The organism is Nonomuraea sp. NPDC050547, from assembly GCF_044457345.1.
GTDB lineage: Bacteria > Actinomycetota > Actinomycetes > Streptosporangiales > Streptosporangiaceae > Nonomuraea.
This window is the reverse complement of sequence record NZ_JBITGW010000010.1, coordinates 156336-180558: the sequence shown is the minus strand read 5'-3', so window position 1 is coordinate 180558 and position 24223 is coordinate 156336. Positions and strand designations below refer to the sequence as shown.

The following is a 24223-nucleotide window of genomic DNA, read 5'->3' as shown; positions in this document are numbered from 1 at the left end:
GCGCGGGGGCGAGGTGTCCGCTGTTGGCCAGGTGACGGTGGTTGACGGACGGTCCGGACGGGAAAAGGTCGCTGGGTGGGCTTCCCCGGTCCCGGATCGGGTGCTCCAGCAGGCCGCCGTCATCGCTGGGTCCACCGACGGTCTCGTCCTGCCTGGAGGTATCTATGCTCCGTCATCCGTTACCGGTGCTCGCCGGCGTGGTCGCGCTGGTGTCGGCGGTGCTGGCCGCGCCCGCCCACGCCGCCTTCCCCGGCGGCAACGGCCCCATCTACTTCGTCGACCAGACGACCGACCCGGACAAGGAGATCTACCGGATCGACCCGGACGGCGGCGGCCTGACCAAGCTCACCGACAACGACGTCGCCGACTCCAACGCCGCGGCCAACGCCGACAACACGCGCGTGGCCTTCACCCGCTTCGCCGACGGCTCCCACCGGCTCTGGACGATGAACCCGGACGGCACCGGGCAGACCCAGGTGGACACCGGCGGCCCCGTCGTGGACGCGCCCGTCGACTGGTCGCCGGACGGCACGAAGATCATCTACCGGGCGGGCGACAGCACCCTGACCGTGGTCGGCCCGGACGGCTCCGGCCGTACCTCGCTCGGCGTGTTCGGCGACGCCCCCGCGTGGTCGCCGAACGGCGACAGGATCGCCTTCCGCGACCCCACCCGCAACATCTCCGTCATGAACGCCGACGGCTCCGGCGAGACCCAGCTCACCGGCTACAGCGGCAACGACGGCGCCGGACTACCCGACTGGTCGCCCGACGGCACCAAGATCACCTACGGCTGGACGCGCTTCGCGCCCAACCGCGCCCAGATCCACGTGATGAACGCCGACGGCAGCGGCCAGGCCAACCTCTCCAACGACGCCACCTTCAGCAGCGCGCCCCGCTGGTCGCCCGACGGCACCAAGATCGCCTACACCTCCGACAACGACCTGTTCACCATGAACACCGACGGCACCGGCAAGAGCGCGCTGGCCGTCATCCCCGGCTTCCAGTTCACGATCGACTGGGCCCCGGCCGGCGCCACCGACGTGGCCGTGGACCTGGCCGCGCAACCGCGCCTCGGCCTGCTCGTCCCCTACCTGAGCTACCGCATGACCGCGCGCAACGCCGGTCCCGGCCCGCTCACCTCGGCCACGCTGACCGCGACGCTGCCGCCCGGCAGGACCGCCACCAACCTCTCCCCCGGCTGCACGTCGGTCCCCGGCACCGTCACCTGCGCCTACACCGCGCTCTCGGCCGGCGCCTCGGCGAGCGCCACCTTCCGGCTCCCGCTCGGCCTGCTCAGCCTCGGCAACGTGACCGTCACCGCGACCCGCACCGCCTCGTCCCCCGCCGACCCCAACCCGGCCAACGACAGCGACGACGCCCCCTGCACCGTCGTCACCGTCCTGCTCGCCACCTGCGCCTGACCCCTTTGTCTCCGGTACGGCTCCCGCGCGCGGGAGCCGTCAAGGGGCGTCGCGCTGGATCCGGGCGCCGATCTGGACCCGGGAGGAGATGGCGAGCTTGGTGAGGATGTTCTCCATGTGGGTGTCCACGGTGCGTTTGGCGATGCCGAGCCGTTCGGCGATCTGCCGGTTGGTCAGGCCCTGGGACACCAGCCGGGCGATCTCGTACTCGCGTTTGGTCAGCGGCTCCGGCACGCTCCGCCCGGGTGCCGGCGGGTCGGTTTCGGCGAGGATGCCGGCCAGGGTGCGTTCGAGGCCGACCTCGTGGCCGATGCGGCGCTGGGCGTCGAAGGCCTCCTCGCCCAGCGCGTCCCTGCACTGCTGCTCCATGATCTCCCTGATGAGCGTGTGCTGGGGGCCGAACATGGAGATGCCGCTGACGGTGCGCGCGTCCTCGACGGAGCCGATCAGGCGCGCGGCCGCTTCCGGTGTGCCGAGGTTGAGCAGGCAGCCGCCGTAGAACTCCAGGGCGAGGGCGATGCCGAGCATGTCGTCGAGGTCGTGCTTGACACGCAGGGCCTCGCGCAGCCGCAGCAGGCCCGCCGACGGTTCCCCGCTGAGCATGAGCGTCATGCCCCACACCGCCTCGGCGTAGGAGCGGGCCCACAGCTCACCGGCCTCCGCCCCCGCCGTCACGACCGCGGCGGCCTGCTCGACGGCACCGTCGAAGTCGCCCTGCAGGGCGGCGACCACCGCGATGAACACCGGCCCGAGCGGGACGAGGACGTCGCGGGTGTCCAGGCGCGCGTGGATCGCGCTGCCTTCCTCCAGCCGGGTACGCGCCTCGGCCAGCTGACCGGCGAACAGGCCGGCGATGCCGTCGACCAGGGCGATGTAGCCCTTGAGCGGCTCGTCGCCGGTCGACTCGGCGAGGGCGGCCGCCCGGTCGAGCAGCGGCCGGGCCGCGTCGGCCTCGTCGTGCATGACGATGAACAGCGCGTGCATCGTCAGGCCCTCGCCGGAGGCGGTGGTGCCGGGGAAGGCCCGCCCGGCCCAGTAGCGGGCCTCGCCGATGAGCCCGTGCATCGCGATGAGCCGGGCGACGGTGAGGAACACCTCCTCGTGCCGGCCGCCGCGCAGCAGGTGGTCGCAGGCCTCGCGGATCTGGTGCTGCTCCCGTGCGTACCAGTCCAGCCAGCCCACCTGCGCGCCGGTCGGCAGGTCGCGCCGGGCCCGTGCGGCGTTCTCGACCAGCCAGCCGGCGATCCTGGTGCGCAGCGTGTCGCGCTCGCCGCGCCGTTCGAGCTCGCGGGCGCCGAACTCCCTGACGGTGTCCAGCAGACGGAAGCGGGCGTCGTCCTGGCTGCCGGTGCGCAGCACGATGGACTGGTCGACGAGGCTGGACAGCGTCGCGACGACGTCGTGGCGCGGCAGGTGCTCGTCGGCGCAGACGCGTTCGACGATGTCGAGGTCGAAGTCGCCGGTCAGCGCGGACAGCCGGGCCCACAGGAGCTTCTCCCGGGGCGAGCACAGCTCGAAGCTCCAGCCGATCGTGGCGTCGAGGGTCTGGTGGCGGCCGCGGCGGCCGCGCCTGCCGGGCACCTCCAGGATCCGGTGGTCGAGCCTGGCCAGGATCTGCTCGGCCGACAGGGTGCGTACGTGGGCGGCGGCCAGTTCGAGGGCGAGCGGGATGCCGTCGAGGCGCTCGCAGAGCCGGTGCACGGGCTGCAGGTTGGTGGTGGTCAGCCGCCAGTCGTGGGCGACGGCGGTGGCGCGGTCGGCGAACAGCCTGGCCGCCTCCGACAGCTCGGGCTCGTCGTCGGCCGCGGGAGGCACGCAGGTCAGCGGGCCGATGCCGAGGACGTGCTCGCCGGGGATGTTCAGCGGGATGCGGGTGGTGGTCAGGATGGTCAGGCGGGGGGCGGCGCGCAGGAGGCTCTCGGTGAGGTCGGCGCAGGCGTCGACCAGGTGCTCGCAGGTGTCGAGGATCAGGAGCAGGTGCCGGCCGGCCAGGTACTCGACCAGGATCGTGCCGGGGGCGCCGACATTCTGCGCGCTCAGGCCCAGCGACTCGCAGACCGTGGCGGCGATCAGGTCGGCCTCGTGCAGGGCGCCGAGGTCGATGAAGCAGATGCCGTCGGCGTAGTTGTCGGCCGTCTGCGCGACCGCCTGGATCGCCAGCCGCGTTTTGCCGACTCCACCCGGTCCGGCCAGCGTAATCAGCCGGGATTGACCGAACAGTCGCAGAATCTCGCGCAGCTCGGCATTTCTGCCGATGAAGCTCGTGAATTCCGCAGGCAGCCGCCCCATTCGCCGCTCTGTCGCCGAAATCATCACTCCGGGATCGTAACCGGCCGGTCACGGGCCGGATAGGGTATCGAACAGCTCCGAATGGGAACGCCGAATTTCCCGATGAACCTTCAGTGAATCGCCCGGTGAACGTCGCCTTTGGTTGACATATCTGTATTTTTCGGGATATCGGCGATTAATCCTGATAGTTTTCTGGGCGCATGGGGGCAATTCTTACCCGGGGGAGAAGAATGTGGCGCCTGGTCGCGGCTACTGCCGTGCTCATGGCGCTCGGCTACGGCACGGTCGCCGGGGACGACGACCTTTTCCCTTTCGGGCCGATGGTGCAGTACGCGTTCAGCATCCCGCCCGACGGCGAGATCAGATCGCTGATCATGGAGGCCGACACCGCCGCGGGCACGCGCGTGGAGATCCCGATCGAGCCGTATTACGTCGGCATCCGCCGCGCCGAGCTCGAAGGCCAGCTCGGACGCTACGTGGCCGAACCGTCGCTGCTGCAGGAACTGGCCGCCAACCACGCCAGGATCCGCCCGGAGGACCCGCGGCTGACCAGGATCTACGTGATCACCAAGGTCATCACGCTGAAGGACCGGCGCCCGGCGTCGACGCACCACGTGGAGAGGGTGACATGGCAGGTCCGCTGACCAGGTGGTGGTTCCCGCAGGAGCCGCTGCGGCGGGTCCGTCTCCTGGGGGTCATCGTCTATCTGTTCCTGCCGGTGGACATGATGCTGTTCACCGGCGGGGTGTGGGGGCACGCGCACGGCTCGTCCATCTACCGGCCGGTCCTGGTGGCGCGCCTGCTCCACCTGCCCGGGGCCGGTACGGCGCTGGTGTACACGCTGTTCGCGCTCGTCGTGCTCGCCGCGCTCACCGCCGCCGCCGGCCGGCTGCCGAGAGTGGCGGGCTACGTGGCCGCGCTCGGCTACACCTACTGGGCCGTGCTCGCGATGTCGTACGGCAAGGTCGACCACGACCACCTGGCCCTGATCGTCACCCTGTTCGTCCTGCCCACCGTGGGGCGTACCGCCGGGGCGCCGCGGAGCGGGCAGGCGGCGGGGTGGGCGTTGCGGTGCGTGCAGATCGCCGTCGTGGCCACCTATTTCCTGTCCGCCTACGCGAAGATCCGGCACGGCGGGTGGGAGTGGCCCAACGGCGCCACCTTCCAGTGGGCGGTCACCCGGCGCGGCACGTTCTTCGGGCACTTCGTGGCGGGCATACCCGGCGCGCTGCTCATCGGCCAGTGGGTGGTGCTGCTGGCCGAGACGGCCTCACCGATCCTGCTGTTCCTGCGCGGCAGGGCGCTGTACGCCGGGGTGGGGTTCTTTCTCGCCTTCCACTTCTTCACCTGGGCGGCCATCACGATCCACTTCCTGCCGCACGTGATCTGCCTGGCCGCGTTCCTACCTCTTGAGCGGATCTTCCAGCGCGCACGCCGCGGTGCCGCCGGGCAGCCGGTGCCGGTTGCCCGCGACAAGGCGGTAGACACCATGGGCTAGCCAGCGGATCGGCGGCAGCCGCAGGATCGCGCCGAGCGGGCTCCAGGGCAGGCCCGCGTGGAGGAGGAGCTTGGCCACCGCCTGGGCACCGCCGTACACGCCGGTTCCGGACACCCACAGCAGCTCGTAGCGCGCCCGCTCCTCCGTCACGCCGAGGGCGGCCAGGTCGGCCGCCTGCCAGGAGGTGATCCGCGGCCGGACGCGCATGCGCCGCTCGATGAAGCGCACGCACGTCGTGCAGAACCCGCAGTCTCCGTCGTAGACGAGCACGGCTGTCATGGATCCAACCTAACCCGTGCCGGACCGGGCGCGGCACAGGCGGGCGGCGTCAAGGAGGTCCTGGGTGTAGGGGTGGGCGGGGGCGGTGATGATCTGGTCGGTGGGGCCGCACTCCACGATGGCGCCCTGGTACATGACGGCGATGTGGTCGCTGACGTACCGGACGACGGCCAGGTTGTGGGAGATGAACAGCATCGTGAGCTTCAACTCCTGGCGCAGGTCCCTGATCGTGTTGAGGATCGCGCCCTGCACCGAGACGTCGAGGGCGGAGGTGATCTCGTCGGCGATGACGACCTTGGGGCGGCCGGCGAGGGCGCGGGCCAGCGCGACGCGCTGACGCTGGCCGCCCGACAGCTGGCCGGGCAGCATGGACGCGCGGCCGGGGTCGAGGCTGACCCGCGCGAGCAGGTCGGCGACGGCGGCGCGCCTGGCCGCGGCACCCTTGCGGGCCTCGCGTGGCATGGGCTCGGCGATGGACTCGCCGATGGTCATCCGGGGGTTGAGCGCGGAGTAGGGGTCCTGGAAGACCATTTGTAGCGGGCGCCGGCGGGTGGAGGTCACGTCGGCGCCGTCCAGGAGGACGCGGCCGGAGGTGATCGGCGACAGGCCGACAGCGGCACGGGCGAGGGTGGACTTGCCGGAGCCGGACTCGCCGACCAGGCCGACGGTCGTGCCGGACGGCACCGCGAGCGTGACCCCGTGCACGGCGCGGGCGGCGCCGAAGTGGACGGTCACGTCGTCGAAGAGCAGGTCACTCATGGGGCGGCTCCGGGTTCCAGCAGGCGAGGAAGTGGCCGGGCGCCGTCCGGGCCAGGGCGGGATCCTCGTGTACGCACCGCTCGGCGGCGAGGGCGCAGCGCGGCGCGAAGGCGCAGCCCGCCGGGACCTCGTGCGGGCTGGGCGGGCGGCCGGGGATGGTCGCCAGCGGCTGGTCCAGGTCAGTGTCCAGGTCGGGGACGGTGGCGAGCAGGGCCCGGGTGTAGGGGTGGCGCGGAGTGGCGGTGACGGGCAGATCCTCGACCACGCGGCCGGCGTACATGACCAGCAGCCGCGAGCAGGTCTTCCTGACCACGGAGATGTCGTGGCTGATCAGCAGTACGGCGGCGCCGTCCGCCCGGATGCGCGACAGCAGGCGGAGCACCTCGCGCTGGACCCTGACGTCCAGGGCGGTGGTGGGTTCGTCGGCCACGACCAGGCGCGGCCGCGCCATCAGCCCCATGCCGATCATCGCGCGCTGCCGCATTCCGCCGGAGAACTCGTGCGGGTACTGGCGGGCGCGCCGTTCCGGCTCTCCCACGTGGACGGCGCGCAGCCGGTCGACGGCGCGTTCCATGGCGGCCCGCCGCGACAGCCCCTGGTGGGCCTCGGCCACCTCGGCGAGCTGGCGGCCGATCCGCTGGGCCGGGTTGAAGGAGGTCATCGGGTCCTGGAAGACCATGGACAGGGAGGGGCCGAGGAGCGTACGCAACTCTCCCGGGCGGGCCGACAGCAGGGGGACGCCGAGGAAGTCGAGGCGGCTCGCCCGCACCACGCCGGGCGCCTCGATCAGGTTGGAGACGGCCAGCGCGGTCAGGCTCTTGCCGGAGCCCGACTCCCCCACGATGCCGACCGCCTCACCGGGGGCGATGGTGAAGCTGACGCCGCGGACGGGGGTGACGCCGGGGAAGGCGACCTCGAGGTTCTCGGCCACGAGCAGTTCGTCCTCGCCGCGGGCGGTCTTCGCCGGGGCGGGCGGCGGCCGTTTCCGAACCCGGGTCCTGGGCACGCGGATGCCGATCACGGCGGCGGCCGTCTCGCCGAAGAGGTTGAACGCCAGCCCGATGACCACGACGGCGATCCCGGGCGCCAGGGCGGCGGCGGGGTTGGTGTAGATGCGGTCGAGTCCTTCGCCGAGCAGCCGGCCCCAGTCGTATGCGGGCGCCTGTACGCCGATGCCGAGGAAGGAGAGGCCGGCGAAGGCGAGCAGGGCGGCGCCGGCGCCGATGGTGGCGTTGACGACGAGGGGTTCGCCGATGTTCGGCAGGATGTGCCGGGTCATGAGCCGGATCCTGCCGACCCCGGCCACCTTGGCGGCCGAGACGAAGTCGCGGCCGGAGACGGAGGCGGCCAGGGTCTGGGTGAGGCGGGCGAAGGCCGGGGCGCCGGCCAGGCCGATGGCGAGCACGGCGCCCTTGACGCCGACCCCGAAGATGACGGCGAGGAACAGGGCGAGCAGGAGGGCGGGGAAGGCGACGGCGATGTCGACGGCGGCGGTGACCAGGCGTCCGGCCCGCCGGGGCAGTACCGACGGCGCCAGACCCAGGATCACGCCGGCGACCAGGCCGATGGCGGTGGAGGCGAGCGCGAGCGAGACCGACAGCCGGGTGGCGACGACGACGCGCAGGAACAGGTCGCGGCCCAGGGAGTCGGTGCCCAGCAGGTGGCCGGCGGAGGGGCCCTGTTTGATGGCGGTGGTGTCGGTGAGCTCCGCGGCCTCGCCCCAGAGGATGGGCGCGAGGACGGCGAGCGCGCCGACGAGGACCAGCAGGACGGCCGAGCAGGCTCCGATCGGGGTGCGGACGGCGGCGAGCCATTTGCGGGCCATCAGCCCTCCTTGATCGCGGATCGGGGGTCGAGCGCCGCGAGGAGCACGTCGACCAGCAGGTTCACCAGCAGCACTCCGGCCCCGTAGACGAGGACGACGCCCTGGACCATCGGGTAGTCCTTGCTCAGGATCGACTCGACGATCGTGGAGCCCATCCCCGGCCAGGCGAAGACGTTCTCCACGAGCACGGTGCCGACGACCATCCCGGTCAGCGTGAGTCCGGCGACGGTGAGGGTGGCGGTGAGCGCGTTCGGCAGCGCGTGCCGGAGGTAGACCAGGCGGGCGGTCAGGCGCTTGGCGCGGGCCGTACGGATGTAGTCGTCGCCCAGGACCGACAGCAGCTCGACCCGCACGATCCTGGCCAGGATGGCCGCGGGCGCGATCGCGAGGGCGAGCACGGGCAGGACGTAGGAGATGAGCCCGTCCCGCCCGGCCACGGGAAACCACGGCAACTGTACGGCGAAGGCGTAGACGAGCCCCACGGCCAGCAGAAACTCGGGGATGGCGGCAAGGAAGACACTGGCGGAGGTGAAGGCCAGCTCCCCCGCACGGCGCCGCCCGCCCCTGGTGAGGACGGCCATGACGAGGCCGGCGGGGATGGCCGCCGCCAGTACCAGGGCGAACGCGGGCAGCGCGAGCTTGACGGTCTCGGGCAGCCGCTCGCCGATGGTCTGGGTCACGGGCATGTTGCTCACCATCGACGTGCCGAGGTCGCCGGTCACCAGGCCGCGCAGGAAGTCCAGGTACTGGGCCCAGAGCGGGTCGTCCAGGCCGAGGGCGGCGCGCCGTTCGCGGATGAGCTCGACCGGCGCGGTCAGCCCGAGCGCGCCGCGCACCGGGTCGCCGGGAATGAGGTGGATCATGAGGAACGCGGCGGTGACGAGGACCCAGAGCGAGACGGCGAACCGGCGGGTCCTGCGCAGCGCGAACGCCACCCAGGGGCTCCTCACCGCAGCACCCTGATGCTGGTCGGGATCGGCTGCTGCAGCCAGCCCTCCGTCGCGGCCTTGGCCTTGTGGAAGTAGTAGGGCTGCTGGGCGATGGAGATCGGGACGACGTCGGCCGCCTTGAACAGGGCCCGCTCGGCCTCGTTCCACAGCGCGCAGCCCGCGGCGCCGGTGGTGGCGGCGGCCTTGGCGGCCAGCCTGACGAAGTCGGGATTGTCGATGCCGGCGAAGTTCTGGCCCTTGGGCGGGACCTCGCCGGAGGCCCAGGGCAGGATGTGGCTGGGCAGGTCGAACTTGAACCCGGCCCAATAGGCGTCGAAGTCGCCGCTCTCGAACATGGTCCTGGACAGCGCCGCCGGATCGTCGGCGGTGAGCTTCACGGTGACGCCGACCGCCTGCCAGCGTTTGGCCACGAGTTCGGTGGCGGCCACGCTGCCCTCGCCCTCGCTGGGGCTGTAGTGCAGGTCCATGAGGAGCTTCCTGCCGTTCTTGGCGCGTGTGCCGTCGGCGCCCTTGGCCCATCCGGCCTGGTCGAGCAGGGTGGCGGCGCGGCCGGGATCGGCGGCGGGCAGGTGGCCGGTCGCGGAGTCGGCGGCGCACGGCTGGGCGAGGTTGGCCACCAGGCTGCCCGCCCGTCTGCCGGTGCCGGTGGTGGAGACCCTCGTCAGTTCGTCGAGGTCGAGGGCGGCGGTGAGCGCCTGGCGGACGAGCGGGTCGGCGCCGGGGCGGCCGTCGCGCTGGTTGTACCAGAGCTCGCCGAGGATGGTCGACACGTCGTAGCGTTCCAGTTTGCGGGCCTGGAGACGGTCGCGGTCGGGTCCGCCGACGCCGGCCATGTTGATCTCGCCGGACAGCAGCAGGTTGGCGCGGGTGGTCTCGTTCGGGATGACCTTGACCACGATCGTGGCGGGGGTGCCGGGGGCGTCGTTGGCGGCGCCGTCCGGGCCCCAGGTGTTGCCGTCGCGGCGGGTGAAGGTGTAGTGGTCGCCGCGGACGACCTTGGTGAGGACGAAGGGGCCGCTGCCGGCCGAGGTCGTCTCCAGGAGTTTGGGGTTGTCCAGGCCCCTGTCGCAGACGATGGGCACGCGGCCCAGTGTCTCGGCCAGGAGGGCGAAGGGCTTCTTCATCGTCACCTTCACCGTTCCCGCGGCGTCGTCGGCGCTGACCTCGAAGGGCGTGGCCGGCACCAGCAGGCCGTACATCGGCGACTGGTTCTTCGGGTCCTTGAGGAAGCCGAAGACCCGTGCGACGGTCCTCGGGGTGAGCGGGGATCCGTCGGAGCAGGTGATGCCCTTCCTCAGCGTGAAGGTGGCGGTCTGGGCGTCGGCCTTCCAGGAGGTCGCCAGCCCGGAGACGACCGTCCCCTCCGGGGTGACATTGACGAGCGCGTCGTAGGCCAGGCTGCCCATCTCCCCGAGCGGGAGCAGGTTGCGGTAGGGGTCGAGGATGCCCTGGTCGGCGGGGATGGCGAAGGTGAAGGTGCCGTCCTTGGCCAAGGTGTGCCCGCCGCCGCCCGGCGGTGACGCACCGGCGCAACCGGTGGCCAGGGCGGTGGAGACAAGGAGGATGAGCGGTTTGCGCATGGGTGGTTCCAATCGGCCGGCGTCCCCCGGTCTGAGCTGGTTGCGGCTCAGTTTCATACAGGGGAGGCCGCCGTCCTAACGACAGCAGTCGCAAGAATGAACCCGGCGCTTCGGCAGATTGTCGGAAGTCTCAGAGGTGGTGGCGCAGGCCCATCAGGCGGGCGATCTTCAGTCCGAGGTGGAGGGCCAGGCGGTCCTCGCCGTTGGCCAGGTGCGCGCCGGTGTACTCCTCGATCCGCTGCAGCCGGTAGTACAGCGTGGTGCGGTGCACGTACAGCTGCTCGGCGGCGGTCTGCACGTCGCCCGCGTGGTCGAGGAAGGCTTCGAGGGTGTCGGCGAGCTGTTCGCCCTTGGCCCCGGCGTCCAGCAGACGCCGCAGGCCCGGCGGGAGCGCCTGGGGAGTGAGCTCGTCGAGCGGAATGCGCACCAGCAGGCCGTAGACGCCCAGCCGGTCGAAGCCGGCGACCCGGCCGAACCCCTCCACCAGGCGGGTGACCCGGGCGGCCCGCCGGGCCTGGCCGTAGGACTGGAAGAAGGCCGACAGCTCGGTCACGGGCTCGCCGATCCCGGCGGCCACGTCGGCGCCCGACAGGTCGCGGTCGAGGTGGTCGAGGAGCTCTTCCGCGAGGTGGCGTTTGGCGTCACCACTGACCAGCGGGTCCTTGTCCGACAGCAGGAGCAGCCCGTGATCGCGGCGGACCAGGCTGATGTGGCGGCGGTCGGACAGGCGGCCGCTGACGCGTTCGAGCCAGCCCTCCAGCGTGGAGCGCTCGGTGTCGGTCAGCGCCTGCTCGCCGGCGTGGACGGTGACGACCATGGCCACGACGGGCTCGGCGGCCACGAAGAGGTCGGCGTCGATCAGCTCCTCCGCGGTGTGCTCGCGCAGCCGGGCGTCGTCGGCCACGACCAGGGCGCGCACGAGTTCCCTGGCCCGGCTCCGGTACAGCTCCTGGGCGAGCTGGTCGCGCTGGATGACGATGGCGATCGTGTCGAGCGTGGCCAGCACGCTGCCGAGCTCCTCCTCCGACAGCGGGCCGTCGCCTTCCAGGACCCAGATGAACCCCAGAAGCGCGCCCTCCTGCCGGATCGGCACGCACAGCCGCTGGATCGTGGCGCCGATCTCGGGCGCCACCGGCGGGCGGAAGGGCCCCGGCGCGGAGCGGGCGCCGGCGCCGAACGTCCACTCCAGCGCCCCGTCCGGGACGTCGCGCCGGAAGATGGACTGCTCGCGCAGCCGGTCGATCTCGCCGTACTCGTGCGAGGAGAAGGCCAGTTGCCGCAGCCGCCGGTCATCGACCGTGACGTTGCGCTGCAGCCGCCGGCCCAAGCCGTCCACGAGACGCTGCAACTCGCTGGTCACAGCGGTGAGCCTATAACCCGAAACACCACTGTCAGCCGGAAGTACGCTCATTTCCGCACGATACGCGCACCGGCCCCCCGTTTCCTCCGCGCCAGGACGAAGCCCGCGTGGCCCGCTTTCGACGGCTGTCCAAGCAACCGCCGCCCGTCGCAACCGGGCCCCGCTCTTTCCTGCGTCCGTCCGTCGAGCGGCGGGCCCGCGCGAGCCGACGATGGGCGGCATGACTCACAGGTTCCTGGCCAGCGGTTCGACATCGGGTCAGCCCGTCGCCTGCGCCGACCTCACCTCGATCGCCCACGGGGCCGGCTCGATGGCCGGGGTCGGGGCGGCGCTCGGCCCGGCTCTGGAGGAGGTGCGCGCACAGTTCTTCACCGCGATGGCGGGCGATCCGGGCGCGATCGTGGCGGTGGTGACCCGGCCGCCGCGTCCCGACGCCGACGACGGGCTGCTGTTCGTGGCGGCGGACGGGCCGCTCGGCGGATGCGGAGAGGCGTCGATGTTCGCCGGGGCGGTACGCTCCCCCGGCGACGGGGCCACGGTCGTCTTCGACACGGCGGGCGGGCTGATCCGCGCCACCGACCGGGGTGACGGCACGGTGACGCTGCGCATGCCGCCTGCGGCCCGGCCGCCGGGCACGTACGTGGTCGAGGTGGGCGGGCGGCCGTACACGGTGCGGGCGGTGAGCGTCGCGGGCAACTCCTTCCTCGCGCTGCCCGCCGCCGCGGCGGGCCTGGACCTCGACCGCCCGGACGAGCTGGCGGGGCCCGGCGACGCGTTCCTGCGCGAGGCGGGCGCGGCGCTGGCCGCGCGGACCGGTGCGCGGCCCGGCCTGCTGTTGCTGACCGAGCCCGTCGTGGACGGCGCCACCCGCAGCGCGGTCGTCTGGGGCGAGCGCATCGTCAACGTCGGCCCGTGCGGCACCGGCACCTGCGCCCGTCTCGTCCTCGCGCTCACCGACGGAGAGCTGGCCGAGGGCGAGACACTACGTCACTTCAGCCCGTACGGCAGCGCCTTCGAGGCCCGGCTGGACCGGGCCTCCGGCTGGGGCATCCTGCTGCGCGGCCGGGTGGACCTCAGCCGTTGACCGCCTCGAACACCCGCAGGAAGTTCTCCCCGATGATGCCGCGGACCTGGTCGTCGTCGTAGCCGCGCGAGACCAGGCCGCGGGTGAGGTTGACCAGGTCGCGGTAGTCGCGGAAGCCGTCCAGCGTCCTGGTCACCTTGTCGATGCCGTGCTCGGGCCGGAACCCGAAGTCGGCCTGCCTGCCGCCGAAGGCGGCCTCCATCACGTGATGGGGCAGCGCCAGCGGCCAGTCCGTGCCGATGGCCACGTGCTCCCAGCCGACGAGGTCGCTGATGTGGTCGACGTGGTCGAGGAACAGCTCGATGGTCGGGTCCGGGTCGTCCGGCGCGGCCAGGAAGAACGGCACGACGTAGACGCCGATCACCCCGCCCGTCCCCGCGATCGCGCGCAGTTCCTCGTCGCTCTTGGCCCGGTCGTGGGCGAAGACGGCGTTGGCGGAGGTGTGGGTGGCGATGACCGGCTTGCGGGAGGCGGCGCAGGCGTCGAGGGTGGTCTGGCGGCCCGAGTGCGCGGTGTCGACGATCACGCCGACGTCGTCGCAGCGGCGCACGAACTGGAGCCCGAAGTGGCTCAGCCCGGAGTCATAGCGCTCGGTGCAGCCGGCGCCGATGAAGTTCATGCTGTTGTAGGCGCAGTCGACGGTGTTGAGCACGCCCAGGTCGTGGGCGATGTCGATGAGGTCGAGGTCTCCTGGGGCGAGCATGTTCGTCTGGACCAGGCCCCAGACCGCCTGGCCGCCGGCGGCGTGCGCGGCCCGGATGTCGCCCGCCGTCCGGGCGCGGCGCATCCACGGGAAGGCCTCCAGCGCCCGGGCGGCCAGGTGCGCGGCGTCCAGGATCGACGCCTTGTCCCTGAGCACGTAGCCGCCGGTGGCAGGGGCGGTGACCCCGGAGGCGTCCATCAGTTCCTTGTACCTCGGGAACTGCCCGGCCAGTGCCTTCTTCTCCAGGAAGAAGGCGACGGTGAATAGGTCGTCGGAGCCGAGCGCGTCCAGCTCGGCGATGAGCTCGGCGGTCCAGACGTCGGGTGAGCAGGGGCCCTGGTAGAGCAGGTCGACGACGACGCCGTCGCGGTGCAGCCGCCGTGCCCGCTCCTCCTGCTCCGGCGTCAGGCCGAAGTCGAAGCGGCCGTACACGTGTTCCTCAGAGGCCATCACGCCTCCACTCCACCAAGGCCGGCCGGGGTTCGATGCCCGGCTTCAGCCGCGGGTCGGGGACCAGGGTGGTCGCGGACACCCGCAGGAGCACCTCGCCCGCCCACACGTCCAGGTCGTAGTCGCCGGCCCGGTCCATCGGCGGGCCGGTGCGCACCTTGGCCGAGCACTCCAGCAGCGGCACCGCCAGCACACGCGTGCTGTTCAGCTCGGCGTCGGTCAGCGGGCGCAGCTCCGGGATGCGGCCCGGCGCGATCCGCTCCACCAGCGCGTGCATCGCCTCCAGCTTCTCCTGCCGCTCCAGCACCTCGTGGGCGGCGCCGAGCACCACCACGGAGCGGTAGTTCATGGAGTTCTCCATCACCGAGCGGCCAAGCACCAGCGAGTCGACCACCGTCGCCTCGACGCAGATGGGCTCGCCCAGCATGCGCCCCAGCATCCGGTTGCGCTGGGAGCCGTGGAAGTAGAGCAGGTCACCGACGCGCGTGTGCAGGGTCGGCAGCACGTACGGCTGCCCGCCGTCGGCGAAGGCGACCCGGCACATCAGCGCGTCGTCGAGGATCCGCCGCACCAACGCCGGATCGTAGGATCCCCGATCCGCCTTGCGCCGGACCCGTACTCTCGGGCTCGCCGGTCCGGGAACCTCGTCGTTGCTCGTCACGGGCCTTCCTTTCTCCATCAGTGACCTGCCGCGCTACCGAGCCGGCGCGGATCGGCGACTCCGTGCAAGGTGCCGTCCTCGTCGATGGCGACGGCCTGGCAGCTGCCCATCTCCACCTCCCACGGCGAGACGCGGGTGACGCCGATCCCCCGCCGTTCCACCTCGGCGATGACGTCCTCGCCGATCGTGGCCTCCACCATCGGCCGCCTGCTCGGGTACATCGACGCGCCGAACATCGGCCGCAGCACCGACTCCCCGGGCGACATGCCGTGTTGCAGCACGTTCGCCGAGTTCTGGAAGACGTTCTGCAGCGCGGAGATGCTCGGCGAGGCCGCCGCGTACACCGGCCGCCCGTCGCGCAGGGCCAGCAGGGACGTCGACCAGCCGTCCGGGATCGGCACCACCGGGTCCGCGCACAGGAACATCGGGCGCGGCACGATCACCCCGTCCACGGTCAGCCCGGCGCCGAACGGGGTCGAGGTCGCCGAATGCGTGCCGTGCGCGATCATGCCACGCTCGTCGACGGCGACGATGGCGTTGGTGCCCAGGTTCATGGCCTCGAACGGCCTCGGCTCCCCCTTGAGCACCTGGGGCAGCAGGCGTTCCGCCGTCTCGGGTGAGACCGCCCCGGCCAGGTCGGCGGGCTCGCGTACGCGGTAGCCCGCCGAGACGTCGGCCAGGCCGTGGTGCCAGGCCTCCTCGACGATGCGCATCCGCGTGTACAGGTCGTCGGTGCCGGCCAGCTCCGACAGGCTGAGCAGGAGGGCGTACAGCGGGCCGCTGGTGTGCAGCTCCAGCCCGCCGGCCACCGGCAGCGGTGTCAGGTCGCCCTCGGTGACCGTGCTTCCGGCCATGTCGTCGAGCGTGATCCGGCCGCCGGCCCCTCTGGCCGTCTCCACGTACCTCCTGGCGAACTCGCCCTCGTAGATGTAGCCGGGCCCCTGCTCGGCGAGCCGCTCGATGGTGCGGGCCAGCGCGGGCTGACGCAGCACCTCGCCCACCCGGAAGAGCCGGCCACCCGGGAACCAGATGTCGCGCCCGGCCTCGAAGCGGCCCGCCGCCCGCCGGAACTCGAAGGCCCATCCCCACAGGAGCTCGTCGGCCACGAACCCCTCGCGTGCCGCCACCTGCGCGTCGCCGAACAGGTCCGCCCACGGCAGCCGGCCCCACCGCGACCACGCCGCGTGCGCGGCGCCGGGCCATCCGGGGGCCACCACGGTCCGGCCCGACAGGCGGGCCGCCTCGTCCAGGTCGCCGTCCTCGGCCGCCGGGATCGTGCCCAGATGTCCGAGGAAGCGGCTGCGGCCGTCGGCCGGGTCGAAGACCGAGATGAACATCGTGCCCGCGAGCGTCGTCATCGTGGGCTCGACCACCGTCTGCACGGCCGCCGCCGCCAAGTAGGCGTCGACGGCGCTGCCGCCTCTTCGCAGCGCCGCCAGGCCCGCCCGCGTCGCCGCCGGATGCGACGTCGAGATCATCCCATGACGGCCCGTGGCGGAGATGTGCTCCGGATCGGGTAGCGCGGGACGCGCCGGAACCCCACTCATCTGGTCTCCTCCTCAAGCTCGGTGCTGTCCGAGTCTGATTCGGCCGCGGTGCGGTTCCGATGGACGGTGGTCGGAAATCAGGCCCGCGATCTGCTACACCTGCCGATGCCGCCCCCGGCGGGCGTCCGCGTAGCCTCGGCCGAAATCCCACCGGCCGAGGAGATTCCCCCATGGACGCCATGGCCCTGCACCGGCAAGCCACCGTCGCCGACACCCACAACGACCTGATCCTCCTCGTCGACCACCACGACCGGCGCGGCGAGCGGGACCACTTCGCCGAGTACTGGCTGCCCCAGTTGCGGGCCGGTGGGGTGAACGTCCAGGTGCTGCCCATCTGCGTCGAGGAGCAGTTCCAGTCGGAGGGGGCACTGCGCCGTACCCTGTTGCTGATCGAGCGGATCCACGAACTCGCCGAGGAGCACCACGACGAGGTCGCCGTCTGCCTGACCGGCGCCGACGTCGACGCGGCGGTCGCCGCGGGCAGGATCGCGCTGATCATCGCGCTGGAGGGCGCGCACGCCATCGGCCAGGACCCGCGGCTGATCAACGCCCTGGCCAGGACCGGGGTACGCGTCGTCTCCCTGGCCCACTACGGCCGCACCTTCCTGGCCGACGGCAGCGGCCTGGACGACAGCTCCGGCAGCAGGCTGACCCCGCAGGGCGTCGACGTGCTGCGCGAGATGGAACGGCTCGGCGTCGTCTTCGACATCAGCCACCTCGGCGTCAACGGCGTGGACGAGGTGCTGGACGTGCTCACGCGCCCGTTCCTGGCCACCCACTCCGCCTGCCTGGAGATCACCAAGATTCATCGCAACCTCGGCGACTCCCAGCTGCGGGCCATCGCCGCACGCGGCGGCGTCATCAGCGTCGCGGCGGCGATCCCCATGTTCATCGACCCCGCCGACTCCAGCGCCGAGCGGGTCGTCGACCACATCGAACACCTGGTGAACGTGGCCGGCGCCGACCACGTCGGCCTCGGCCCCGACTTCATCGAGGACTACTTCCGGCAGGTCTTCGGCGGCTGGCCCGCGCAGACGCCCGGCGTCCGGGACGGCTTCGCCCCCGCCGAGATCGAACGCCCCGCCGACCTGCCCAAGATCACCGAGACGATGGTGCGCCGGGGCTTCGCCGAGGCCGACATCAGGAAGATCCTCGGCGAGAACGTCCTGCGGGTCCTGCGCGAGGTGATGGGGCGCCCGCTCTGATCGGGGTCAGCGCGCGCCGTTCATGCCGGTGTGGTCCTCGTCGACGATGTCGGCCGCGGAGATCACGATACGCGGGTCGGGGGTCTTGACCACGCTCTCGTCCTTGTCCTCGTAGTCGAACAGGCTCAGGACGTGGCGCATCGCCTCCGTCCTGGCGCGCTTCTTGTCGTTGCTCTTGATCACCGTCCAGGGCGCGACCTCGGTGTCGGTGTGCAGGAACATGTCCTCCTTGGCGGCTGTGTACTCGTTCCACCGGTCCAGCGACTCCAGGTCCATGGGCGAGAGCTTCCACTGCCGGACCGGGTCGACCTGCCGGATGATGAACCGGGTGCGCTGCTCGGCGCGCGAGACCGAGAACCACAGCTTGACCAGGTGAATCCCCGACTCGACCAGCATCCGCTCGAACAACGGCGCCTGCTCGACGAACTCGAGGTACTGCTCGTCCGTGCAGAACCCCATCACCCGCTCCACCCCGGCGCGGTTGTACCAGGAGCGGTCGAACAGCACGATCTCCCCCGCGGAGGGCAGGTGGGCGACGTAGCGCTGGAAGTACCACTGGGTCCGCTCGCGCTCGCTCGGCTTCTCCAGGGCGACGACCGTGGCGCCGCGCGGGTTGAGGTGCTCGGTGAACCTCTTGATCGTGCCGCCCTTGCCCGCGGCGTCGCGCCCCTCGAACAGGATCACCAGCCGCCCGCCGGTGTGCTTGATCCAGTACTGGAGCTTGAGCAGCTCGATCTGCAGCAGCCGCTTGTCGTGGTCGTAGCGCGCGCGGTCCATCCGCTCGGCGTACGGATAGTGCTCGCGCCAGGTGGACACCGCCTGGCCGTCGGGGCGGATCAGGACCGGGTCGTCGTCGTCGGAGCTGTCCACGCTCAGCCCGGGGGTGATCGCCAGCAGATGGCTGTCCTCGGCGGCGGCCTGCGGATCGACGACTCCTTCTCCGGCGGCCTCAGTGTTTCCCATGACACCCAGGTACCCGCGCACGCCCAAGACCTTCCGGCGAACCAGGCGAACGTTGGGCAAACACCGCTCAGGCCTCGCGGGGTGGCGCGGGCACCTCGCTGTAGTCGACCTCCGGCAGCTTGGTGATGGCCCCGGCCCCCACGCGCACGTGGACCACGCCCTCGCCTTGGGCTCCGGCGCCGGGCGGCACCGCCAGGAAGCCCTCCCAGTGGTCCGTCCCGCGCCGCCAGGCCAGCAGGAACGCCGGGTCACCGCCCTTGACCAGCACCATCGGCGGCATCCGCAACGGCCGCGGCTCCGTCTCGCCGGGGCCGGGGCGCGGCACGGCCGAGTAGTCGACGCGGGGCAGGTTGTTCAGCTCCCCGGCCGGCGCCCAGCGGTAGTTGAGCCCGTGCACCGGTTCGCCGCGTACGTCGACCCGCGACTGCGGGACGGCCAGCCGGGCCTCCCAGTGGTCCGTGCCGCGTCGCCAGGCGAGCAGGAACGCGGGAGTCTTGCCCTGGTAAAGAACCATCGGCGGCATCTGGAGCGGTTCGACAGCATCCACACCCGGAGAGTAGCCGGGCCCGGCGACAAAAATGACCCCCTCCCGGGGGTCAGGCCGCGCAGGTGGAGCCCAGCTTGGAGACCCCGCCGGTCGGCTTGGGCCTCTTGGTGACTCCGGCCGAGGGCGACGGCGTGGCCGTGCTCGTGGACGACGGTGTGGGCCGGGTCGTGGTGCCGCCGGTGGTGGCGGTCCGTACGGCCCTGCGGATGCGCGGGAAGTCCGGGTAGGCCGGGTTGTAGGCGGGCGGCACGAAGTTCATCGTCGAGACCCGGCCCGACTTGACCCGGTCGGCCAGCGGGACGAGCTCGCCCAGCAGGTCGCGGGGGATGTCGGTGACGAACGTGCTCTTGGCCGCGCGGGCCAGCGCGTTGAACTTCAGCAGCACGTTGGCCGGCTGGAGCTGGCTGAGCATCGCGTTCATGACGCACTGCTGGCGCTTCATCCGGGTGCTGTTGTCGCCTCCGGCGCAGGTGCTGCCGGGGTGGTCGCGGGCCCTGCCGTACCAGAGGGCCTGCTCGCCGTTGAGCTTGTGGGTGCCGGCCTTGACCACGCCGCCGTCGCTGCGGCCGACGCCGTAGCAGATGTCGCGCTCGACGTTGATGGTGACGCCGCCCAGCGCGTCGATCAGCCGGGCCACGCCCCACATGTTGACCATCATGTAGTAGTCGACCTTGAGGCCGAGGATCTGGCCGAGCGCGCCCTTGAGCGCGTCTCCGGCGCGGGTGCGGGCGTGGCCGGCGACCTCCGGGTGGGCGTCGGCGTACGCCCACACGCTGTTGAGCAGGTCGGCGCTGCCCCGGCCCTGGCCGGGGGGCAGCCAGAAGTTCTTGGGCGGCGGGAACCGCTTGGCCATGGCGCTTCCCGGCGGGAACGGGGCGTTCTCCATCTCCCTGGGCAGCGCGAACAGGACCGAGTTCCCGGTCTTCACGTCGATGCTGACGACGTTGATGCTGTCGGTCCTGATGCCCACGCCCTGCCGGGAGGCGGCGCCGTCGCCGCCGAGCAGGGCGATGTTGAGGCGCCGGCGCCCGTCGAAGGGGTCCTTGGGGTCGATCGGCTTGGTGGCGGTCTCCTTGAACACCTCGCCGATCGCCTCGTTGGAGGTGCGCGCGGTCGCCGCCACGAAGGTGAACGGCACCGCCACCGCCACGGCCAGCACCCCGGCGACCGCCCCGGTGGCGGCCTGCGCCCGGCGCGGCAGGCTGCCCGGCCGCATCGCCACGTACGAGGCGACCACCACGGCCGACCAGGCCAGTCCCCCGGCCACGCAGCCGACGATCAGGGCGGTCAGCAGCGACGGGTCCGCCACCAGTCCGGCGAGCTGCTTGCCGTTGACCAGGACGACCGTCGTCAGCGTCGCGAGCAGCAGGACGTAGAGTGCGAGGATCACGATTCCGGTGCGCCGCCTGCCGGCGCGCAGGTGCGCGGCGCCGGGCACGAGGACGGACAGCAGCGTCCAGCCGATCACTGACAGAATGCTCGACTTGCCCACGCCGCCTCGGCTTCCCCGACAAAAGCGCTTCCCCGACAAAAGCACAGATATGGGCAAATAACGTAGCAGGGGTTTCACCCTCTACGAGACGACGGTTCCGGCTCCTTCCCGCCCGAGGGTGGAGGCACGGGGGTGCAGGCCGACCGGGATGAGGCGGGGGCCGGCGGGCTCACCGTTCTCGATGCGGCGGACGAGCAGGTCGACGGCCTCCCTGGCGGTGCGGGCGGGGTCGAGGTCGACGGCGGTGAGCGGCGGTTCGCTGGTGCGGGCGAGGTGGCTGTCGACGCCGACCGAGACGAGCAGGTCGCCGGGCACGCGTACGCCGCGTTCGCGCGCCGCGCGCAGCAGCCCGGTCGCCAGCCATTGCGGCGGCGCGTAGACCGCGTCGGGACGCAGGTCGAGCAGCGCGTTCGCGGCCTCGGCGGCGCTGCCCGGGAGCTTGTCGGGCTTGGCGAGCACGAGCAGCGGATCGCGCCCGCGCGCCCGCGACCACTCGGCGTAGGCGCGTTCCGCGTCGGTGAACCACGACCACTCGATGTCGACGGAGAGCATCGCGACGCGCTCGGCCCCGGCCTCGGCGAGGTGGTCGAGCACCGCCGTGGTGCTGGCCACGCTGTCGGCCGCCACCCACCACGGGTCCCCGGGGCGGGCGATGTCCCTGCCGATGGTGACCACCGGCACGTTGAGCTGGTGGAACATGGCCACCCGCGGATCCTGCGGCACGGGGTCCACGACGATCCCGCCGTCGATGCTGAACCTGCGCAGGTCGCCGAGCTCGCGCAGCGGGGGCAGTTGCAGCAGGGCCTGGTCGCGGTCGAAGGCGGCTTCCACGCAGTTCATGGTGAGGGAGAGGTAGAAGTCCACGGCGAGGATGTGGTGGCTGTTGGTGGTGTCCACGCCGACCGGCAGCAGCAGCGCGATCGTGTCGGTGCGCCCGGAGCGCAGGCTCTTGGCGTTGCTGTTGGGCCGGTAGCCGAGCCGCCCGGCCACCTCCGCCACCTTGGCCCGCGTCGCGGCGTCGACCCTTCCCTTGTTGTTGAGCACGTGGGAGACCGTCGTCTCCGACACACCCGCCGCCTCGGCGACGTCACGGATCCTCGGGCGTGCCCTTGAGGTCTTCATGGGGCCACCTTAAGCCCTTCTGCCAAATCGATTTGTCATCGGCCCTTGTGATGCCAAATCGATTTGGCCTAGAGTCCCCGTCATGCATCAGTTGGAACGAGCGGCCAGGCGTCTCGACGAGCTGTGCGAGGCCCAGGATTTCGTCACGGGCTGGTCGCTCATCGGCCTCGACGAGAGCGCGGGGGCCGCCTCACGGCACGGGTCCCGGCTGTTCCCCGCGGCCAGCACCCGCAAGGTCGCGGTCATGATGACGGTCCTGCGCGCGGTCCACCGGGGCGAGCTGGACCTGGAGGACCGCGTCGTCATCGACGGGCGCTACCGCGACCGCGTGTTCACCGGCCTTCTGCAACACCTGGACGCCGGGCTGTCCCTGTCGCTGCGCGACACGGTCACCCTCATGATCATCCTCAGCGACAACCTGTCCACCGCGCACGTCCTGGACCGGATCGGGCTCGACGCGGTCAACCAATGGTGCGAGACGGCCGGGCTCACCGCCACCCGCCACCGGCACGCGCTCATCCCCCCGCTCGCGCCCGACCATCCGGTGGAGGCGACGAACACGACGACGCCGGACGACCAGGCGCGCCTGCTGGAGCTCATCGCGCGCGGCGCCGCCGGGGAGGAGGCGGCCGCCGAACGCCTCGGGTGCCCGCCCGGCCTGTGCGCGTTCGCGCTCGACGTACTGCGCCGCCAGCAGTTCAGGGACGCGCTGCCGGCGCTGCTGCCGTACGGCACGCCGGTCGCGCACAAAAGCGGCGCCGGCTGGCGGGACGTCAGCGACGCCGGTGTCTTCTTCGCGGGCGGGGAGCCCCGCTACGTCCTGGCGGTCTACACCGACGAGGTACCCGCGATCCTGCCCGGCGGGCTGCCGGGAGTCGCGGGGGCACGGGGCCACATTGCCAATCTCAGCCGTGCGTGCTGGGAGGAGTTGCATCCGTAAGGAGGCTCAGATGTCACGTCTGACCGGCCGCGTCGCAGCGGCCTCCCTGGCCGTGCTCACCGCCTGCGCCCTTGGCGCGGGATGTGCGCGCGGCGGCGGGGAACCCGCCCGCTCCACCGCGGGCGGCGGCGGGGTCCTGCGCTTCGCCTACACCGCCTTCCCCTCGACCCTCGACCCGCACAAGGCCTCCACCGCCTGGGACGAGCTCTACCTCTTCCCCATCTACGACCGCCTGGTCACGGTCGCCCCCGACGGCCGGATCGGCCCCATGGTGGCCGAGTCCTGGAGCCGCAAGGGCAAGAAGACGACCTTCACGCTCCGCTCCGGCGCCCGCTTCCACGACGGGAGCGCCCTGGACGCCGAGGCCGTGCGGGCGAACCTGGAGCGCGCCAGGAACGCCCAGGGCTCCACGGCCAAGGCGCTGCTCAAGATGATCACCGAGGTCGCGGTCGCGGACGGCAAGGTGACCGTCTCCTTCACCGGCGCCGAGAGCGCCCTGCTGAACGCCCTCGCCCATCGCGGCGGCGCGCTCATCAGCCCCGCGGCCTTCGACAAGCCGGATCTGGACCGGGCCCCGGTGGGCTCGGGCCCGTACCGCGTCACCGCCTACCGGCGCGACGACCGCGTGGTCTACCAGCCGTTCACCGGCTACTACGACCCCGCCGCCCAGCGCATGAAGGGCCTGGAGATGTCGTTCGTCAACGAGGACGACACCCGGCTGAACGGCGTGCGCTCCGGCCAGTACGACGCCACGCTCATCCGCCCGGAACAGGTGGACACCGCCCGCGAGTCCGGGCTGAAGGTGAACGAGTTCCTGACCGGGCTGGTCTACCAGATCAACATCAACACCGCCCGCTCCAAGTTCGGCGACCCCCGCGTACGGCAGGCGCTCAACCACGCCGTCGACCGCCGCACCATCGCCGAGAAGCTCCTGCTGAACTCCTGCCTGCCCACCGTGCAGCCCGCCCCCGCCGGACACTGGGCGCACGAGGCGGCCCTCGACGGCGCCTACCCCTACGACCCGGACAAGGCCAGGAGGCTGCTGGCCGAGGCGGGCCTGGCCGGCGGTTTCTCCTTCACCGCGCTGGTGTGGAACAACACCGCGTACGTGCAGGTGGGCGAGGCCGTACAGGATCAGTTCAAGCAGGTCGGCGTCGACATGAAGCTGCGGCCGATGAGCGCCGACCAGTCCATCGACCTCTACCAGAACCGCGGCGAGGCCGACGCCCTGCTCAGCCAGATCGGCGCCGCCGCACCCGACCCCGGCCTCATCACCCAGCAGGACTACCTGAAGGGCGGGCTCAACAACCCGGGCGACCTGAGCGTCGCGCGCATCGAGGAGCTCGCCGAGCGGGCGCGGGCGGCGACCGAGCCCGCCGAGCGGGAGAGCGGCTACCGGGAGATCGTCAAGCTCGCGTCGGAGCACGCCTACAACGTCCCCATCTGCAATCGCAAGCTGTACTTCGCCACCAACGACAAGGTGCGCGACTTCGAGCGGCTGCTGACCGGATACGACGACATCCGCGTCGTCGGCATGGGCTGAGCCGT

21 protein-coding genes are annotated in these 24223 nt (G+C 71.8%); 7 read left to right on the top strand and 14 right to left on the bottom strand.

The window, feature by feature from the left end:
• Window positions 1-164: 164 nt before the first annotated feature.
• Window positions 165-1421, top strand: a complete 1257-nt coding sequence (locus tag ACIBHY_RS25555; protein ID WP_397307889.1) for a hypothetical protein — start codon at window positions 165-167, stop codon at window positions 1419-1421.
• Window positions 1422-1460: 39 nt separating this feature from the next.
• On the opposite strand, the gene ACIBHY_RS25550 is transcribed toward ACIBHY_RS25555, so the two are convergent.
• The gene (locus ACIBHY_RS25550) at window positions 1461-3710 is read right to left on the bottom strand and encodes a LuxR C-terminal-related transcriptional regulator (RefSeq protein ID WP_397251172.1); all 2250 of its coding nucleotides are present in this window, start codon (window positions 3708-3710) and stop codon (window positions 1461-1463) included.
• Window positions 3711-3940: 230 nt separating this feature from the next.
• Here ACIBHY_RS25550 and ACIBHY_RS25545 point away from each other — a divergent pair, with 230 nt between their 5' ends.
• A complete protein-coding gene (locus tag ACIBHY_RS25545) occupies window positions 3941-4354 on the top strand; it encodes a hypothetical protein (protein WP_397251174.1) in 414 nt (137 codons plus the stop codon).
• Window positions 4339-5208, top strand: a complete 870-nt coding sequence (locus ACIBHY_RS25540; RefSeq protein WP_397251176.1) for a hypothetical protein — start codon at window positions 4339-4341, stop codon at window positions 5206-5208. The genes ACIBHY_RS25545 and ACIBHY_RS25540 overlap by 16 nt, the downstream gene beginning before the upstream one ends.
• On the opposite strand, the gene ACIBHY_RS25535 is transcribed toward ACIBHY_RS25540, so the two are convergent.
• The 6 genes from ACIBHY_RS25535 to ACIBHY_RS25510 all read right to left on the bottom strand — a co-directional run bounded on the left by ACIBHY_RS25535 (window position 5113) and on the right by ACIBHY_RS25510 (window position 11961).
• Entirely contained in the window at window positions 5113-5487 is a 375-nt protein-coding gene (locus tag ACIBHY_RS25535) for a thiol-disulfide oxidoreductase DCC family protein (RefSeq protein WP_397251178.1), read from the bottom strand. The genes ACIBHY_RS25540 and ACIBHY_RS25535 overlap by 96 nt on opposite strands.
• 9 nt (window positions 5488-5496) lie before the next feature.
• Window positions 5497-6246, bottom strand: coding sequence for an ABC transporter ATP-binding protein (locus ACIBHY_RS25530; protein ID WP_397307888.1), 750 nt, complete (start codon window positions 6244-6246; stop codon window positions 5497-5499).
• Window positions 6239-8071: a dipeptide/oligopeptide/nickel ABC transporter permease/ATP-binding protein gene (locus ACIBHY_RS25525; RefSeq protein ID WP_397307887.1), complete on the bottom strand. Its 1833-nt coding sequence runs from the start codon at window positions 8069-8071 to the stop codon at window positions 6239-6241. The genes ACIBHY_RS25530 and ACIBHY_RS25525 overlap by 8 nt, the downstream gene beginning before the upstream one ends.
• The gene (locus ACIBHY_RS25520) at window positions 8071-9021 is read right to left on the bottom strand and encodes an ABC transporter permease (RefSeq protein ID WP_397307886.1); all 951 of its coding nucleotides are present in this window, start codon (window positions 9019-9021) and stop codon (window positions 8071-8073) included. The genes ACIBHY_RS25525 and ACIBHY_RS25520 overlap by 1 nt, the downstream gene beginning before the upstream one ends.
• Complete coding sequence (locus ACIBHY_RS25515) at window positions 9018-10601, bottom strand: ABC transporter substrate-binding protein (RefSeq protein WP_397307885.1); 1584 nt, start codon at window positions 10599-10601, stop codon at window positions 9018-9020. Before ACIBHY_RS25515 ends, ACIBHY_RS25520 begins: the two co-directional genes overlap by 4 nt.
• 130 nt (window positions 10602-10731) lie before the next feature.
• Complete coding sequence (locus ACIBHY_RS25510; RefSeq protein WP_397307884.1) at window positions 10732-11961, bottom strand: PucR family transcriptional regulator; 1230 nt, start codon at window positions 11959-11961, stop codon at window positions 10732-10734.
• Between the two features lie 220 nt (window positions 11962-12181).
• Between ACIBHY_RS25510 and ACIBHY_RS25505 the strand changes: the two genes are divergently transcribed.
• Window positions 12182-13045 carry a proline racemase family protein gene (locus ACIBHY_RS25505; protein ID WP_397307883.1) on the top strand — a complete coding sequence of 288 codons (864 nt, stop codon included), beginning with the start codon at window positions 12182-12184 and terminating at the stop codon, window positions 13043-13045.
• Here ACIBHY_RS25505 and ACIBHY_RS25500 read toward each other — a convergent pair.
• The 3 genes from ACIBHY_RS25500 to ACIBHY_RS25490 are packed head-to-tail and all read right to left on the bottom strand — an operon-like array spanning window position 13035 to window position 16406.
• On the bottom strand, window positions 13035-14198 hold the full coding sequence (locus tag ACIBHY_RS25500) for a dipeptidase (RefSeq protein WP_397307882.1): 1164 nt from the start codon (window positions 14196-14198) through the stop codon (window positions 13035-13037). The genes ACIBHY_RS25505 and ACIBHY_RS25500 overlap by 11 nt on opposite strands.
• Window positions 14188-14859 (bottom strand): pyridoxamine 5'-phosphate oxidase family protein, encoded by a 672-nt coding sequence (locus ACIBHY_RS25495; RefSeq protein ID WP_397307881.1) that lies wholly within the window; start codon window positions 14857-14859, stop codon window positions 14188-14190. Before ACIBHY_RS25495 ends, ACIBHY_RS25500 begins: the two co-directional genes overlap by 11 nt.
• 17 nt (window positions 14860-14876) lie before the next feature.
• Window positions 14877-16406 (bottom strand): gamma-glutamyltransferase, encoded by a 1530-nt coding sequence (locus tag ACIBHY_RS25490; RefSeq protein WP_397307880.1) that lies wholly within the window; start codon window positions 16404-16406, stop codon window positions 14877-14879.
• Window positions 16407-16576: 170 nt separating this feature from the next.
• Here ACIBHY_RS25490 and ACIBHY_RS25485 point away from each other — a divergent pair, with 170 nt between their 5' ends.
• Complete coding sequence (locus ACIBHY_RS25485) at window positions 16577-17611, top strand: dipeptidase (RefSeq protein WP_397307879.1); 1035 nt, start codon at window positions 16577-16579, stop codon at window positions 17609-17611.
• Between the two features lie 6 nt (window positions 17612-17617).
• Here ACIBHY_RS25485 and ppk2 read toward each other — a convergent pair whose 3' ends face one another.
• The 4 genes from ppk2 to ACIBHY_RS25465 form a co-directional block, all read right to left on the bottom strand.
• A complete protein-coding gene (gene ppk2 / locus ACIBHY_RS25480) occupies window positions 17618-18574 on the bottom strand; it encodes a polyphosphate kinase 2 (protein ID WP_397251180.1) in 957 nt (318 codons plus the stop codon).
• Window positions 18575-18641: 67 nt separating this feature from the next.
• Window positions 18642-19121 (bottom strand): hypothetical protein, encoded by a 480-nt coding sequence (locus ACIBHY_RS25475; protein ID WP_397307878.1) that lies wholly within the window; start codon window positions 19119-19121, stop codon window positions 18642-18644.
• Between the two features lie 49 nt (window positions 19122-19170).
• The gene (locus ACIBHY_RS25470) at window positions 19171-20589 is read right to left on the bottom strand and encodes an LCP family protein (RefSeq protein ID WP_397307877.1); all 1419 of its coding nucleotides are present in this window, start codon (window positions 20587-20589) and stop codon (window positions 19171-19173) included.
• 105 nt (window positions 20590-20694) lie between these two features.
• Entirely contained in the window at window positions 20695-21735 is a 1041-nt protein-coding gene (locus ACIBHY_RS25465) for a LacI family DNA-binding transcriptional regulator (RefSeq protein ID WP_397307876.1), read from the bottom strand.
• Window positions 21736-21817: 82 nt separating this feature from the next.
• Here ACIBHY_RS25465 and ACIBHY_RS25460 point away from each other — a divergent pair, with 82 nt between their 5' ends.
• Together ACIBHY_RS25460 and ACIBHY_RS25455 are read left to right on the top strand one after the other, a co-directional pair.
• Window positions 21818-22675: a serine hydrolase gene (locus ACIBHY_RS25460; RefSeq protein ID WP_397251188.1), complete on the top strand. Its 858-nt coding sequence runs from the start codon at window positions 21818-21820 to the stop codon at window positions 22673-22675.
• Between the two features lie 10 nt (window positions 22676-22685).
• On the top strand, window positions 22686-24218 hold the full coding sequence (locus ACIBHY_RS25455) for an ABC transporter substrate-binding protein (RefSeq protein ID WP_397307875.1): 1533 nt from the start codon (window positions 22686-22688) through the stop codon (window positions 24216-24218).
• The last annotated feature ends 5 nt before the right edge of the window (window positions 24219-24223 follow it).